Annotated in this window: 15 protein-coding genes; 1 reads left to right on the top strand and 14 read right to left on the bottom strand. The window is 74.7% G+C overall.

What is annotated here, in order from left to right; translation table 11 throughout:
* Positions 1-125: 125 nt before the first annotated feature.
* From der to ACZ3IL_RS19580, 5 genes are all read right to left on the bottom strand, one after another.
* Positions 126-1,574, bottom strand: a complete 1,449-nt coding sequence (gene der / locus ACZ3IL_RS19600) for a ribosome biogenesis GTPase Der (protein ID WP_467391689.1) — start codon at positions 1,572-1,574, stop codon at positions 126-128.
* Between the two features lie 69 nt (positions 1,575-1,643).
* Entirely contained in the window at positions 1,644-2,288 is a 645-nt protein-coding gene (locus ACZ3IL_RS19595) for a lysophospholipid acyltransferase family protein (RefSeq protein WP_467391688.1), read from the bottom strand.
* On the bottom strand, positions 2,285-2,959 hold the full coding sequence (cmk, locus tag ACZ3IL_RS19590; RefSeq protein WP_467391687.1) for a (d)CMP kinase: 675 nt from the start codon (positions 2,957-2,959) through the stop codon (positions 2,285-2,287). The genes ACZ3IL_RS19595 and cmk overlap by 4 nt, the downstream gene beginning before the upstream one ends.
* A gap of 236 nt (positions 2,960-3,195) precedes the next feature.
* Complete coding sequence (locus ACZ3IL_RS19585; protein ID WP_467391686.1) at positions 3,196-4,284, bottom strand: prephenate dehydrogenase; 1,089 nt, start codon at positions 4,282-4,284, stop codon at positions 3,196-3,198.
* Entirely contained in the window at positions 4,281-4,454 is a 174-nt protein-coding gene (locus tag ACZ3IL_RS19580) for a hypothetical protein (RefSeq protein WP_467391685.1), read from the bottom strand. Before ACZ3IL_RS19580 ends, ACZ3IL_RS19585 begins: the two co-directional genes overlap by 4 nt.
* Before the next feature lie 170 nt (positions 4,455-4,624).
* Between ACZ3IL_RS19580 and ACZ3IL_RS19575 the strand changes: the two genes are divergently transcribed.
* Positions 4,625-5,314 (top strand): nucleotidyltransferase domain-containing protein, encoded by a 690-nt coding sequence (locus ACZ3IL_RS19575; protein ID WP_467391684.1) that lies wholly within the window; start codon positions 4,625-4,627, stop codon positions 5,312-5,314.
* A gap of 63 nt (positions 5,315-5,377) precedes the next feature.
* On the opposite strand, the gene ACZ3IL_RS19570 is transcribed toward ACZ3IL_RS19575, so the two are convergent.
* The 9 genes from ACZ3IL_RS19570 to ACZ3IL_RS19530 all read right to left on the bottom strand — a co-directional run bounded on the left by ACZ3IL_RS19570 (position 5,378) and on the right by ACZ3IL_RS19530 (position 13,412).
* Positions 5,378-6,406: an ADP-ribosylglycohydrolase family protein gene (locus tag ACZ3IL_RS19570; RefSeq protein ID WP_467391683.1), complete on the bottom strand. Its 1,029-nt coding sequence runs from the start codon at positions 6,404-6,406 to the stop codon at positions 5,378-5,380.
* Positions 6,403-7,224 (bottom strand): NUDIX hydrolase, encoded by an 822-nt coding sequence (locus ACZ3IL_RS19565; RefSeq protein ID WP_467391682.1) that lies wholly within the window; start codon positions 7,222-7,224, stop codon positions 6,403-6,405. Before ACZ3IL_RS19565 ends, ACZ3IL_RS19570 begins: the two co-directional genes overlap by 4 nt.
* Positions 7,221-8,300: an AAA family ATPase gene (locus ACZ3IL_RS19560; protein WP_467391681.1), complete on the bottom strand. Its 1,080-nt coding sequence runs from the start codon at positions 8,298-8,300 to the stop codon at positions 7,221-7,223. The genes ACZ3IL_RS19565 and ACZ3IL_RS19560 overlap by 4 nt, the downstream gene beginning before the upstream one ends.
* Positions 8,297-8,947 carry a nicotinamide riboside transporter PnuC gene (gene pnuC / locus ACZ3IL_RS19555; protein ID WP_467391680.1) on the bottom strand — a complete coding sequence of 217 codons (651 nt, stop codon included), beginning with the start codon at positions 8,945-8,947 and terminating at the stop codon, positions 8,297-8,299. The genes ACZ3IL_RS19560 and pnuC overlap by 4 nt, the downstream gene beginning before the upstream one ends.
* Positions 8,948-9,085: 138 nt before the next feature.
* Complete coding sequence (locus ACZ3IL_RS19550) at positions 9,086-10,276, bottom strand: pseudouridine synthase (RefSeq protein WP_467391679.1); 1,191 nt, start codon at positions 10,274-10,276, stop codon at positions 9,086-9,088.
* On the bottom strand, positions 10,276-10,842 hold the full coding sequence (scpB, locus tag ACZ3IL_RS19545) for an SMC-Scp complex subunit ScpB (protein ID WP_467392034.1): 567 nt from the start codon (positions 10,840-10,842) through the stop codon (positions 10,276-10,278). Before scpB ends, ACZ3IL_RS19550 begins: the two co-directional genes overlap by 1 nt.
* 38 nt (positions 10,843-10,880) lie before the next feature.
* Positions 10,881-11,666: a segregation and condensation protein A gene (locus ACZ3IL_RS19540; RefSeq protein ID WP_467391678.1), complete on the bottom strand. Its 786-nt coding sequence runs from the start codon at positions 11,664-11,666 to the stop codon at positions 10,881-10,883.
* 247 nt (positions 11,667-11,913) lie between these two features.
* Entirely contained in the window at positions 11,914-12,402 is a 489-nt protein-coding gene (locus ACZ3IL_RS19535) for a hypothetical protein (protein ID WP_467391677.1), read from the bottom strand.
* Positions 12,387-13,412, bottom strand: a complete 1,026-nt coding sequence (locus tag ACZ3IL_RS19530) for a ParA family protein (RefSeq protein ID WP_030212665.1) — start codon at positions 13,410-13,412, stop codon at positions 12,387-12,389. Before ACZ3IL_RS19530 ends, ACZ3IL_RS19535 begins: the two co-directional genes overlap by 16 nt.
* Positions 13,413-13,479: the final 67 nt, after the last annotated feature.

The following is a 13,479-nucleotide window of genomic DNA, read 5'->3' as shown; positions in this document are numbered from 1 at the left end:
GCGGGGGGCGCCCCCCCCGCCGCCCCCCCCCCGCCCCGGGGGGGGGGGGGGGGGGGCGCCCCCCCGCCCGGGGGGGGGGGGGGGCCCCCCCCGGGGCCCCCCCCCCCCGGCCGTGTCGTACCGCGTCACTTCTTGCGGCCGCGCTTCTCGCGCACCCGCACCGAGATGTGGATCGGGGTGCCCTCGAAGCCGAACTCCTCGCGGAGGCGGCGCTCGATGAAGCGGCGGTAGCCGGCCTCCAGGAAGCCCGAGGCGAAGAGCACGAACCGGGGCGGCTTGGTGCCGGCCTGCGTGCCGAAGAGGATGCGGGGCTGCTTGCCGCCGCGGATCGGGTGCGGGTGGGCGGCGACGATCTCGCCGAGGAAGGCGTTGAGCCGGCCCGTGGGGACGCGGGTCTCCCAGCCGGCGAGGGCGGTCTCGATGGCCGGGACCAGCTTCTCCATGTGGCGGCCGGTCTTGGCGGAGACGTTGACCCGGGGCGCCCAGGAGACCTGCTGCATCTCGGTCTCGATCTCGCGCTCCAGGTAGTAGCGGCGCTCCTCGTCCAGCTCGTCCCACTTGTTGTAGGCGATGACGATGGCGCGGCCCGACTCGACCGCCATGGTGATGATGCGCTGGTCCTGGACCGAGATGTTGTCGGTGGCGTCGATGAGGATGACGGCCACCTCCGCCTTCTCGACGGCCGCGGCGGTCCGCAGGGAGGCGTAGTAGTCCGCGCCCTCCTGGAGGTGGACCTTCTTGCGGATGCCGGCGGTGTCGACGAACTTCCACGTCACGCCGCCGAGCTCGATCAGCTCGTCCACCGGGTCGCGGGTGGTGCCGGCCAGTTCGTTGACGACGACCCGGTCCTCGTTCGCCACCTTGTTGAGCAGGGAGGACTTGCCCACGTTCGGGCGGCCGATGAGGGCGATGCGGCGGGGGCCGCCGACCGCGTTGCCGAAGCGCTGCGCGGGGGCGTCGGGCAGCACCTTGAGGACCTCGTCCAGGAGGTCGCCGGTGCCGCGGCCGTGCAGCGAGGAGACGGGGAACGGCTCGCCGAGGCCCAGCGACCAGAGCATGGCGGCGTCGGCCTCGCCGGACTGGCCGTCGACCTTGTTCGCGGCGAGGACGACCGGCTTCCCGGAGCGGCGGAGCAGCCTGACGACGGCCTCGTCGGTGTCGGTGGCGCCGACGGTGGCGTCCACGACGAAGAGACAGGCGTCGGCGGCCTCGATGGCGAACTCGGCCTGGGCGGCGACGGAGGCGTCGATGCCGAGGACGTCCTGCTCCCAGCCGCCGGTGTCGACCACCTTGAAGCGGCGGCCGGCCCACTCGGCCTCGTAGGTGACGCGGTCGCGGGTGACGCCCGGCTTGTCCTCCACGACGGCCTCGCGGCGGCCGATGATGCGGTTCACCAGGGTCGACTTGCCGACGTTCGGACGGCCGACGACGGCGAGCACGGGGAGCGGGCCGTGGCCGGCCTCCTCGATCGCGCCCTCGATCTCCTCCGCGTCGAAGCCCTCTTCCGCGGCGAGCTCCATGAACTCCGCGTACTCGGCGTCGCCAAGTGCCCCGTGGTCGTGCTGGTCGTTCATGAAGTCCGTTCCTTGATCATTCGTGGTCGGTGGTTCCCGGACGGCGGGTTCCACTACTGAAAGTCTCGCTCAGCGCCCGGTGAGGCGCCTGGCGTTTTCCAGATGGGCGGTGAGCCGCCCCTGGATGCGTACGGTGGCCTCGTCCAGCGCCGAGCGGGTGCGCCGGCCGCTGCCGTCGCCCGCCTCGAAGGCCTCGCCGAAGACGACGTCCACCCGGCCGCGCAGCGGGGGCAGGGCCTTGACGAGCCGTCCCCGGCGGTCGGTGCTGCCCAGGACGGCCACCGGGACGATCGGCGCGCCGGCGCGGACCGCGAAGTACGCGAGGCCGGCGCGCAGCGAGGCGAAGTCGCCCTCGCCCCGGGTGCCCTCGGGGAAGATCCCGAGGACGCCGCCCCGCTCCAGGACGCCCAGGGCGTTGGCTATCGCGGTGCGGTCGGTGCCCTCCCGGTCCACCCTGAGCTGCCCGATGCCCTCCAGGAAGCCGCCGAGCGGGCCGACGAACGCCTCCTTCTTGACGAGGAAGTGCACGGGGCGCGGGGCGGTGCCCATGAGCATGGGGCCGTCGATGTTGTGGGCGTGGTTGACGGCGAGGATGACGGGACCGGAGGCCGGTACCCGCCAGGCGCCGAGGACGCGCGGCTTCCACAGCCCGTACATCAGTCCGATGCCGATGCGGCGGCCGACGGCGGCGCCCTTCTCGGAGGGCCGGGTCACCTGGCGGCCGCCCTCTTCTCGTCCACCAGGGTGACGACGCACTCGATGACCTGGTCCAGGGTGAGGTCGGTGGTGTCGACCTCGACGGCGTCGTCGGCCTTGGCGAGCGGGGAGGTCTTGCGGCTGGAGTCGGCCGCGTCCCGCTTGACCAGGGCTTCCCGCGTGGCGTGCACGTCGGCGCCCTTGAGCTCGCCGGAGCGGCGGGCGGCACGGGCCTCGGGCGAGGCGGTGAGGAAGATCTTCAGGTCGGCGTCGGGCAGGACGGTGGTGCCGATGTCCCGTCCCTCGACGACGATGCCGTGCTCCGCTTCCCCGGCGATGGTCCGCTGGAGCTCGGTGATGAGCGCGCGCACCTCGGGGACGGCGCTGACGGCGCTGACCCTGGAGGTGACCTCCTCGGTGCGGATGGGCCCGGAGGCGTCGACGCCGTCCACGGTGATGGTGGGCCGGGACGGGTCGGTCCCGGAGACGATGACCGGCTTGGCGGCGGCACCGGCCACGGCGTCGGCGTCGGTGACGTCCACGCCGTTGCTGATCATCCACCAGGTGATCGCCCGGTACTGGGCGCCGGTGTCGAGGTAGCTCAGACCCAGCTTGGCGGCGACCGCCTTCGAGGTGCTCGACTTGCCCGTGCCGGACGGCCCGTCGATGGCGACGATCACGGATTCCACGGTGGGAACACCTTCCTGGGGTGAGCGGTGGGGCCCGGCGGAGTTGCGGGGGACCTCCACAAGGTTACCGAGTCCCACGCACCCGTTCGGCCCAGCCCGCTCCGGCCCGCGCCCGCGGGGCGCCCGCCCGCCGCCCCCCGGGGTGCGGGCACCGGACGGGGCGGGCGCGCGGGGGCGGGCGGCGGGCGGGTGCGGGCCGGAGCGAGGGAACGGGCGGCGGGCGGGTGCGGGCGGCGTCAGCCCGTGCGCAGCGACCAGCCCCGCTCCTGGAGCGCGGCGCCGAGGACGGGGGCCGCGGCGGGCTCCACCATGAGCTGGACCAGACCCGCCTGCTGGCCGGTGGCGTGCTCGATGCGGACGTCCTCGATGTTGACGCCCGCGCGGCCCGCGTCGGCGAAGATCCGGGCCAGTTCGCCCGGCCGGTCGCTGATGAGGACGGCGACGGTCTCGTAGGCGGCGGGGGCGGCGCCGTGCTTGCCGGGGACGCGGGAGCGGCCGGCGTTGCCCCGGCGCAGGACGTCCTCGACGCCCGTGGCGCCGTCCCGCCGCTCGGCCTCGTCGGCGGACTGGAGGGAGCGCAGGGCGCGGACGGTCTCGCCGAGGTCGGCGGCGACGCCGGAGAGGACGTCGGCGACGGGACCGGGGTTGGCGGAGAGGATCTCGACCCACATGCGGGGGTCGGAGGCGGCGATCCGGGTGACGTCGCGGATGCCCTGCCCGCAGAGGCGCACGGCCGTCTCGTCGGCCTCCTCCAGGCGCGCGGCGACCATGGACGACACCAGCTGGGGGGTGTGGGAGACCAGGGCGACGGCCCGGTCGTGGGCGTCGGCGTCCATGACGACGGGGACGGCCCGGCAGAGGGCGACGAGTTCCAGGGCGAGGTTGAGGACCTCGGTGTCGGTGTCCCGGGTCGGGGTGAGGACCCAGGGGCGCCCCTCGAAGAGGTCGGCGGTGGCGGCGAGCGGGCCCGAGCGCTCCTTGCCGGACATCGGGTGGGTGCCGATGTACGCGGTGAGGTCGAGGCCCAGGGCCTCCAGCTCCCGCTTCGGTCCCCCCTTGACGCTGGCGACGTCCAGGTAGCCGCGGGCGAGGCCCGCCTTCATGGCGTCGGCGAGGGTGGTGGCCACGTGGGCCGGGGGCACGGCGACGACGGCGAGGTCCACGGGTCCCCCGGGCGCCTCGTCGGTGCCGGCGCCGAGGGCGGCGGCGGTGCGGGCGCGGGCCGGGTCGTGGTCGCGCAGGTGGACGGTGACGCCCCGGCCGGCGAGGGCGAGGGCGGCGGAGGTGCCGATCAGGCCGGTTCCGATGACGAGCGCTGTTCTCACTGGGCGGTGTCCTTGCGCGGGGCGGTCGCGGCGCCGGGTCGGGCGGGCGCGATCCGGATCGTGGGCGGCTCGGTCCGGACGCGGGCGGGGGGCCGGGCGGCCCCCGGTGCGGCGTCCCCGGTGCCGTGCCGTTCCGGCTGGACGGCGCCCCGGGCCGCTCGTACCGCCACGTCGTGCTCCCTCGCCTGCGTCGGTGCTCCTTCCAGCCTAGTCAGCGGCGGGGGCGGTCCGTCGTGCCGCCCGCCCTCCGAGACGGCCGGTCCCGGCCGCCGCGCCGGCGGGCGGGGCCTCCGGGCGGCCGCTCCGGGCGGGAGGGCCTCCCTCGCGTAACCTGCCCGGCATGACTCCGGAAGAGCTGGTGCGCGAGCACACGATCTACTCCTGCGTGACGGGCTCGCGCGCCTTCGGCCTGGCGACCGGGGACAGCGACACGGACGTGCGGGGCGTGTACCTCGCCCCGACGCCGCTCTTCTGGCGCTTCGAGAAGCCCCCGGCCCATGTGGAGGGGCCGCGCGAGGAGCAGTTCAGCTGGGAGCTGGAACGTTTCTGCGAGCTGGCGCTGCGCAACAACCCGAACGTCCTGGAGTGCCTCCACTCCCCCGTGGTCGAGTACGCCGACGCCCTCGGCCGCGAGCTGCTCTCCCTGCGCGGGGCCTTCCTCTCCCGGCGGGCCCATCAGACGTTCGTGCGGTACGCGGACGGGCAGCGCCGCAAGCTGGACGCGGACGTGCGCCAGTACGGACGGCCGCGCTGGAAGCACGCCATGCACCTGCTGCGGCTCCTGGGGAGCTGCCGGGACCTGCTGCGCACGGGCGAGCTGCGGATCGACGTCGGCGGGGACCGCGACCGTCTCCTCGCGGTCAAGCACGGCGAGGTGCCCTGGCCGGAGGTCGAGTCCTGGATGGAACGCCTCCGGGAGGAGGCCGGCCGGGCCCTCGACGCCTCCCCGCTGCCCCCGGAGCCCGACCGCGCGCGCGTGGAGGACTTCCTGGTCCGGGCCCGCCGCGCGTCGGCCCCGCGGGACCTGTAGCCGGTCCCGTACGGCGGAACCGCGCGGGGCGACGGCCGGGGCCCCGGGGGCGGGCGTCGCGCCTCAGGCGTCCCAGAGGGCGCCGAGGGCCAGCAGCTCGTCGCGGTGCTCGACGCGCTCGGTCCACTCCCCGGGCCAGGCGTCCGCCCCGAGGTGGGCGCCGGCGAAGGCGCCCGCGAGGGCGGCGATCGAGTCGGAGTCGCCGCGGGTGCAGGCGGCCCGGCGCAGGGCGGTGAGCGGTTCGCCGGGGAAGAGGAGGAAGCAGAGGAGCCCGGTCGCCAGCGCCTCCTCCGCGATCCAGCCGTCGCCCGTGTACGCGCAGGGGTCGAGTTCCGGGTCGGCCGTGCGCTGCACGGCGGCCAGGCGTTCCAGGACCGCCAGGCACTCGTCCCAGCCGCGCTCGGCGAAGTGCCGCGCGGAGGGGTCCTGGGAACGGGTCCACAGGTCCCCGAGCCAGTGCTCGTGGTAGCGGGAGCGGTTCTCGTACGCGTACGAGCGGAGCTGTCCGACGAGTCCGGCCGGGTCCACGCCCCGCGCCAGGAGGTACACGGCGCGGGCGGTGAGGTCGGAGGCGGCGAGCGCGGTGGGGTGGCCGTGGGTCAGCGCCGCCTGGAGCTGGGCGGCGCCCGCCCGCTGCTCCTCGCTCAGGCCGGGGACGAGGCCGACGGGCGCGACCCGCATGTTGGCGCCGCAGCCCTTGGAGTGGATCTGGCCGGCGTCCTGCCAGGGGCGGTCCCCGTCGAGGAGTTCGCAGGCGCGCAGGCAGGTGGTGCCGGGGGCCCGGTCGTTCTCCGGGGAGTGGTACCAGGCGACGAACTCCTCGCGGACCGGCCCGGCGAGGCTCCGCGGGGAGAGGACCGCCCGGTCCGTGGCCGCGCGGATGCCCCGGGCGAGGGCGAGGGTCATCTGGGTGTCGTCGGTGACGTACGCCGTGCCGTTCCTGACGGGCAGCTCCATCTCCCGCCAGGGCCCGGCCCCGGCGAGGATGGACGGCACGTCCTTGAACTCGGTCGGGAAGCCCAGCGCGTCTCCGAGCGCGAGCCCGGTCAGGCAGCCGGTCGCGGTCCTCTTGGCGGCGCGTGCGTGGTTCACGAGGAGTGTCCCTCCGGTCGCAGGAGGGGCGGGTGGAGGGCCGTGGCCCCGCCCGCCCGGTAGAGGGCGGCCGGTTTCCCCCGTCCGCCGGTGAGGCGCGGCGGTCCTTCCACGGCCCGGACGAAGCCGGGGGTGGCGAGGACCTTGCGCCGGAAGTTGGGACGGTCGAGTTCGACGCCCCAGACCGTCTCGTAGACCTGCCGCAGCTCGCCGAGGGTGAACTCGGGCGGGCAGAAGGCGGTGGCGAGGCAGGTGTACTCGAGTTTGGCGCCGATCCGGTCGTGGGCGTCGGCGAGGATGCGGTCGTGGTCGAAGGCGAGCGGCCCGTGCGTCCCGTACGGGACCCACCGCGCCTGTGCCGCGTCGCCGCCGCCGCGCGGCTCGGGGGGGTCGGGCACGAGGGCGGTGAAGGCGATGGAGACGACCCGCATCCGGGGGTCGCGGTCCGGATCGGTGTAGGTGCGGAGCTGTTCGAGGTGGAGCCCGGCGACGGTGGTCCCGGAGAGCCCGGTCTCCTCGGCGAGTTCGCGGCGGGCGGCGGTCTCGGCGGACTCGCGGGGCAGCACGAAGCCGCCGGGCAGGGCCCAGGACCCGGCGTACGGCTCCTGGCCCCGTTCGACCAGGAGGACGTGCAGGCGTCCCTCCCGGAGGGTGAGGACGGCGAGGTCGACGGTGACGGCGAAGGGCTCGAAGGCGCGGGGGTCGTACTCCCCGGGGGCCGGGCGGTCCGGGGGCGTCCCGGTGACGTGCTCCCCGGAGGGCCGGCGGCCGCCCGCCGGCCCGGGAGCGCGCTCCCCGGGGTCCCGGTGGCCGGTCACCGGCGCTCCGGCAGCGGGTCGGCGAGGCGCGGCCCCTCGGCGAGCAGCGCGTCCACGGCGGCGACGGCGGTGGCGAGCCGTTCCTCGTGCGGTCCGGTGAGCACCACCGTGCGGCGGCCGGTGTGGGCGAGCTGGGCGAGGAAGCGGGCGGTCATCCAGGGCCGCAGGTGCTCCCCGTCGCGCAGCCCGTCGTCCTCGAAGCCGACGCCCCGGTGGTCGGTGAGCAGCCAGAGGTGCTGGCGGCCCCGGGCGGCGATCTCCCCCGTGCCGGGGCTGACGGTGCCCATGTACCGCTCGTGCCAGATGGTGGTGGCGAAGGCGTCGGTGTCGCAGAAGAGCACGGGGGAGCCGTCCCGGGCGGCCTCCTCCTCCAGTTCGGCCTGGCGCTGGGCGATGACGGGGAAGTCGGAGGAGCGGAAGACGACGTCGGACCAGGCGGCGCCGGGGCGCTCGGCGCGGAGTTCGGCGAGCTTGAGCGCGCTGTACTCGCGCCCGAACTCCGGTACGTACCGGGTGCGGGCCCAGACGCCGCCGCGCCGCCGGTAGTGGTCGGCGAGGGCGAGCGCCATCGTGGTGGTGCCGGTGGACTCGGCGCCGAGGACGACGACGCGCCGGGTGAGGGCGGCGCGTACGGGCGGCTCCAGGAAGTCCCAGCATCCGGCGGGGTCCGCGCGGACGGCGGTGCCGGAGACGGGGAAGCGGACGCGGTCGGGGTCGACGAGGACGGAGTCGGCGCCGAACCGGCGGCCCAGCTCCTCGCCGTACGGCTCCGAGGTGAAGACGGCGTCGACGCGTTCGGGCACGGCGGCGCGGAAGACGGCCATGTGGGCGTCCCACGCGCCGGGGTCGTGGAGGTCGACGGGGTGGTCGTCCACGGCGCCGACGACGAGGGCGTCGGGGTGGATCTCGCGCATCCAGGCGACGCGCTCCCCGAGGGGGACGGATTCCACGGAGGAGGCGCAGACGAGCACGGTGAGGCGGTCGCAGCGGGCGAGGGCGGTGCGGACGAGGTGGTGGTGGCCCGCGTGCGGCGGATAGAACTTGCCGAGGACGAGGCCGTGGCCGTAGCGCTTCACGCCGTCGCCCCCGCCGGCCGGGCGGAGCCCGCGAGGTCCCTGGTCCAGCCGCGCAGGCCGAGGACGCAGAGCGTCATGAAGCCGGCGTAGAGCAGGGAGGTGAGGTACAGCCCCTTGTACGCGTAGAGCGGCACGTAGACGACGTCGGCGGCGATCCAGAGCCACCAGGACTCCAGGCGCTTGCGGCACTGGCCGTAGGTGGCCGTGAGGGAGAGCGCGGTCGTCAGGGCGTCCCAGAAGGGGACGGTGGAGTCGGTGGCGCGGTCGAGCAGCAGGGTCAGCCCGAGGGTCCCCACCGCCCCCGCCGCGAGGAGCCTCGTCCACTCGGTGCGCGTGGTGCGGCGCACCGGGAGGACGCCGGAGCCCGGTCCACCCCCGTGGGTCCAGGTCCACCAGCCGTACGCGGCGAGGGTGATGAAGACGATCTGGAGGCCGGCGTCGGCGTAGAGCCCCGCCTGGGCGAAGAGCAGGACGAAGAAGACGTTGTTGGCGATGCCGACGGGCCAGTTGGCCACGTGCTGGCGGGCCACCAGCCAGACGCAGAGCGCCCCGCTGCCGAATCCCAGGACCTCGGTCCAGCTGACCGGGGTTCCGAGGACGGTGAGGAGCGGCTGCCGCAGAGGATCGAACAGATTTGCGAGGCTCATGGCCCGCCTCCTTAAGAGTCATCTTGACTATAAAGGTCGGCGGGCCGCGCGCACAAGGTCCACCGGCACGCGGCCGGCACGCGGAGAAGCCCGCGACCGCCGGGCGGTCACGGGCTTCTCCTACGGCGGGGCCGGGCCCTACATGCCGACTTCCTTCATCAGCATGCCGACCTCCGTGTTGGTCAGGCGGCGCAGCCAGCCGGACTTCTGGTCGCCCAGGGAGATCGGGCCGAAGGCCGTGCGGACCAGCTTCTCGACCGGGAACCCGGCCTCGGCCAGCATCCGGCGCACGATGTGCTTGCGGCCCTCGTGCAGGGTCACCTCGACCAGGTAGTTCTTCCCGGTCTGCTCCACCACGCGGAAGTGGTCGGCGCGGGCGTAGCCGTCCTCCAGCTGGATGCCGTCCTTGAGCCGGCGGCCGACCTCGCGGGGCAGCGGACCGGTGATCGCCGCCAGGTAGGTCTTCTTCACGCCGTACTTCGGGTGCGTGAGGCGGTGGGCCAGCTCGCCGTGGTTGGTGAGCAGGATGATGCCCTCGGTCTCCGTGTCGAGCCGGCCGACGTGGAAGAGCCGGGTCTCGCGGTTGGTGACGTAGTCGCCGAGGCACTGGCGGCCGTCCGGGTCCTCCATGGTGGAGACGACGCCGGCGGGCTTGTTCAGCGCGAAGAAGAGGTACGACTGGGTGGCGACCGTCAGGCCGTCCACCTTGATCTCGTCCTTCTCGGGGTCGACGCGCTTGCCCTGCTCCAGGACGATCTCGCCGTTGACCTCGACGCGGGCCTGCTCGATGAGCTCCTCGCAGGCGCGCCGCGAGCCCATGCCGGCGCGGGCGAGGACCTTCTGCAGCCGCTCGCCCTCCTGCTCGGCGCCGGGGAAGGTCTTGGGCGTCCTGATCTCGGGACGGCCCTCGTACCGCTCCCGGTTGCGCTGCTCGATCTTGGCGTCGAGCTCGCGCGAGCGGGCCGGGCTCTGCCGCTGCCCGTGCGGGCCCCGGCGGGGCGGGATGCCGCCCTGCGGGGCCTTGGGGCCGCCCTTGGCGCCGCCGCGGGCCGCGGCGCCGCGGCCCTTCTTCGGGGCCTCGGAGGAGTCGCCCACGTCGTAGGAGCGCTCCTCGGGGCGGGGCCTGCGGGGGTTGCCCGCGCGCTTCTGGTCGTCGCGGCCACCGCCTCCGGCACCCCGGTAACCGCCACCGCCCCCGCTGCCGCCCCGGGAGCCGACGCCCCCGCCGGCGCCGCCACGGCCGCCGCTGCTGCCGCCGCGGCCGCCGCTGTTGCCACCACGGCTCCCGCCGTTGTTTCCGCTGCTGTTCCTGCCGCTGCTGCTTCGCATCAAACTTCCGTCTTGTCGTCGTCCTCACGATCCGGTGCATCCGGATCGAACGACGGAACCCCTTCCAGCGAGTCCGCCTCGACCGCCTCCGCCTCGGGGAGGAAGGGGGCGAGTTCGGGGAGTTCGTCCAGGCCCCGCAGGCCCATCCGCTCCAGGAAGTGGTTCGTCGTCCTGTACAGGATCGCACCTGTTTCGGGTTCCGTGCCCGCCTCCTCCACCAGACCGCGCTGGAGGAGGGTCCGCATCACCCCGTCGCAGTTGACCCCGCGGACCGCCGAGACGCGGGAACGGCTGACCGGCTGGCGGTACGCGACGACCGCCAGGGTCTCCAGGGCCGCCCGGGTGAGCCGCGCCTGCCGGCCCTCCAGGACGAAGGCCTCCACGGCCGGGGCGTACGCGGGGCGGGTGTAGTAGCGCCAGCCCCCGGCTACCCGGCGCAGCTCGAAGCCCCGGCCCTGGGCGGTGTACTCGTCGGCCAGCTCGCGCAGGGCGTCGGCCACCTCCCCGGGGGCGCGCCCCAGGACCTCGGCGAGGTGGGCCTCGGTGGCGGGCTCGTCGACCACCATGAGCACGGCTTCGAGGGAGGGTTTGAGGTCGGGGTCGCTCACGCGCGGGCCTCCGCTTCCTGTCCGGATTCCTGATCGAACTCGCCGGTGACGCGGGCCTCCCCGTCGCCGCCGGTCCAGGAGACCGTGAGGTCGCCGAGGGCGGTCTCCTGGTCGAGGGCGACGGCCCGCTCGCGGTAGAGCTCCAGGAGGGCGAGGAAGCGCGCGACGACGGTGAGGGTGTCGCCGGCGTCCTCGACCAGCTCCCGGAAGACCGCCGTGCCGCGCTCGCGCAGCAGGGCGGCGACCACGGCGGCCTGCTCGCGGACGCTGACGAGGGGGGCGTGGACGTGCTCCACGTACACCTGCGGCGCGGCCCTGGGCCGCATGGCCCCGGCGGCCAGCTTCGCGAGGCCCTCGGGACCGACGGAGATGACCACCTCGGGCAGCAGCGCGGCGTGGTGCGGTTCGAGCCCGACGGTACGGGGGTGGCGGAGGCCCTCGCTCTCCCAGCGCTCCTCGAGGAGGTCCGCGACGCGCTTGTAGGCGCGGTACTGGAGGAGCCGGGCGAAGAGCAGGTCGCGGGCCTCCAGGAGGGCGAGGTCGGCCTCGTCCTCCACCTCCGCCGCTGGCAGCAGCCGGGCGGTCTTGAGGTCGAGCAGGGTGGCGGCCACGACGAGGAACTCGGTGGTCTGGTCGAGGTCCCCGTCCGGCCCCAGGGCCCGCAGGTGCGCCATGAACTCGTCGGTGACCCGGGAGAGCGCGACCTCGGTGACGTCCAGCTTGTGCCGGGAGATCAGCTGGAGGAGCAGGTCGAAGGGGCCCTCGAAGTTCGTGAGCCGCACGGTGAACCGCCCGTCACGCCCGCCGTCGGCCCCGGGGGACCCGCCGTCCCCGTCCGGCCGGCCGGTCCCGGGGGGCCCGCCGGTCCGGCCGGCCCCGGGCAGGGGTTCCGGGCGCTCCTCCCCCGGCGCCGGGCCCCCGCCGCGTCCCGGGGTGCGGCGGCGCGGCGGACGGGACGTCTCGGGGGCGGGGGCGTGGCGCATGGGGGTCCAGGGGGAGCGGGGAGCGAGGGCAGCCCGCAGGTTATCGTCAGCGGCCGCGCAGGCGGCGGACGAGGATGCTCGCGTCGCCGCGCGACTCCAGGTCCGCCAGGACGACCGCGACGGCCTCCCGGACGATCCGGCCCCGGTCGACGGCGAGGCCGTGCTCGCCGCGCAGGACGAGCCGCGCGTGCTCCAGGTCCATCAGTTCCTCGGCGGAGACGTAGACCGTGATCTTCTCGTCGTGGCGCTCGCGGCCGCTGGGCCGTCGGCTCGCGGTACGGCCGCGCCGCCGGGACGCCGCGGAGGCCGGGGCGGGGACGGCGGGCGCCGCCTTCTCCGGTCCGGCCGTCCGGGCGCGCGGTTCCGCCGTCTCGGAGCCGGCCGTCGCGTGCTCCGCGGGGGCCTCGGCCGCCGCCGGGTCGCTCTCGCCCGCCGGTGCCGGGACGGTCCGGCGCGGCGCGGACGCCTGGAGCCCCGTCCCCCCGGTCGTACGGAAGAGTTCGTCGGCGCCGGGCAGGCTCACTCGGCGTGACACCGGGCGAGCACCTCCCTGGCGAGCTGGCGGTAGGCGGCGGCGCCCACGGAGTTGGAGGCGTACGTGGTGATGGGCTCGCCGGCGACCGTGGTCTCCGGGAAGCGCACGGTCCGTCCGATGACCGTGTGGTACACGTGGTCGTCGAAGGCCTCGACCACGCGCGCGAGGACCTCGCGGCTGTGCACGGTCCGGGAGTCGTACATCGTGGCGAGGATGCCGTCGAGCTCCAGCTCGGGGTTGAGCCGCTCCTGGACCTTCTCGATGGTCTCGGTCAGCAGCGCCACGCCGCGCAGGGCGAAGAACTCGCACTCCAGCGGCACGATGACCTTGTGAGCCGCCGTCAGGGCGTTCACGGTCAGCAGGCCGAGCGAGGGCTGACAGTCGATCACGATGTAGTCGTAGTCGTTCATCAGCGGCTTCAGGGCGCGCTGGAGCGTGGACTCGCGCGCGACCTCGCTGACGAGCTGGACTTCGGCGGCCGAGAGGTCGATGTTGCTCGGCAGCAGGTCCATGTTGGGCACGGCGGTCTTCAGGAGGACCTCGTCCGCCGACATGCCCCGCTCCATGAGCAGGTTGTAGACGGTGAGGTCCAGCTCCATCGGGTTCACGCCGAGGCCGACCGACAGGGCTCCCTGCGGGTCGAAGTCCACGAGCAGGACCCGGCGGCCGTACTCGGCGAGCGCGGCGCCCAGGTTGATGGTCGACGTGGTCTTGCCGACGCCGCCCTTCTGGTTGCACATCGCGATGATCTTCGCGGGACCGTGGTCGGTCAGCGGTCCGGGGATCGGGAAGTACGGCAGGGGCCGTCCGGTCGGGCCGATCCGCTCGCGGCGCTGGCGGGCAGCGTCGGGTGCGAGGGTGGCCGCGTACTCCGGATCGGGCTCGTACTCGGCGTCGGGGTCGTAGAAGTGCCCCTCGGGCACCTCGTCGTAGGCGGCGAAGTGGGTGGACTCTCGGCCCATCTCGTTGCCGGCCGTGGCGTTCACGTGTAGGCCGTCCATCGTCTTCATCGTGTGGGCTGTCGTCACGGGCTGGTGCGTCGCGAAGGTCCGCACCGCGACGGAGCCGATCGGAGCT

Source organism: Streptomyces sp. NPDC014907 (assembly GCF_055562975.1).
This window is presented reverse-complemented; position numbering and strand designations above follow the sequence as displayed.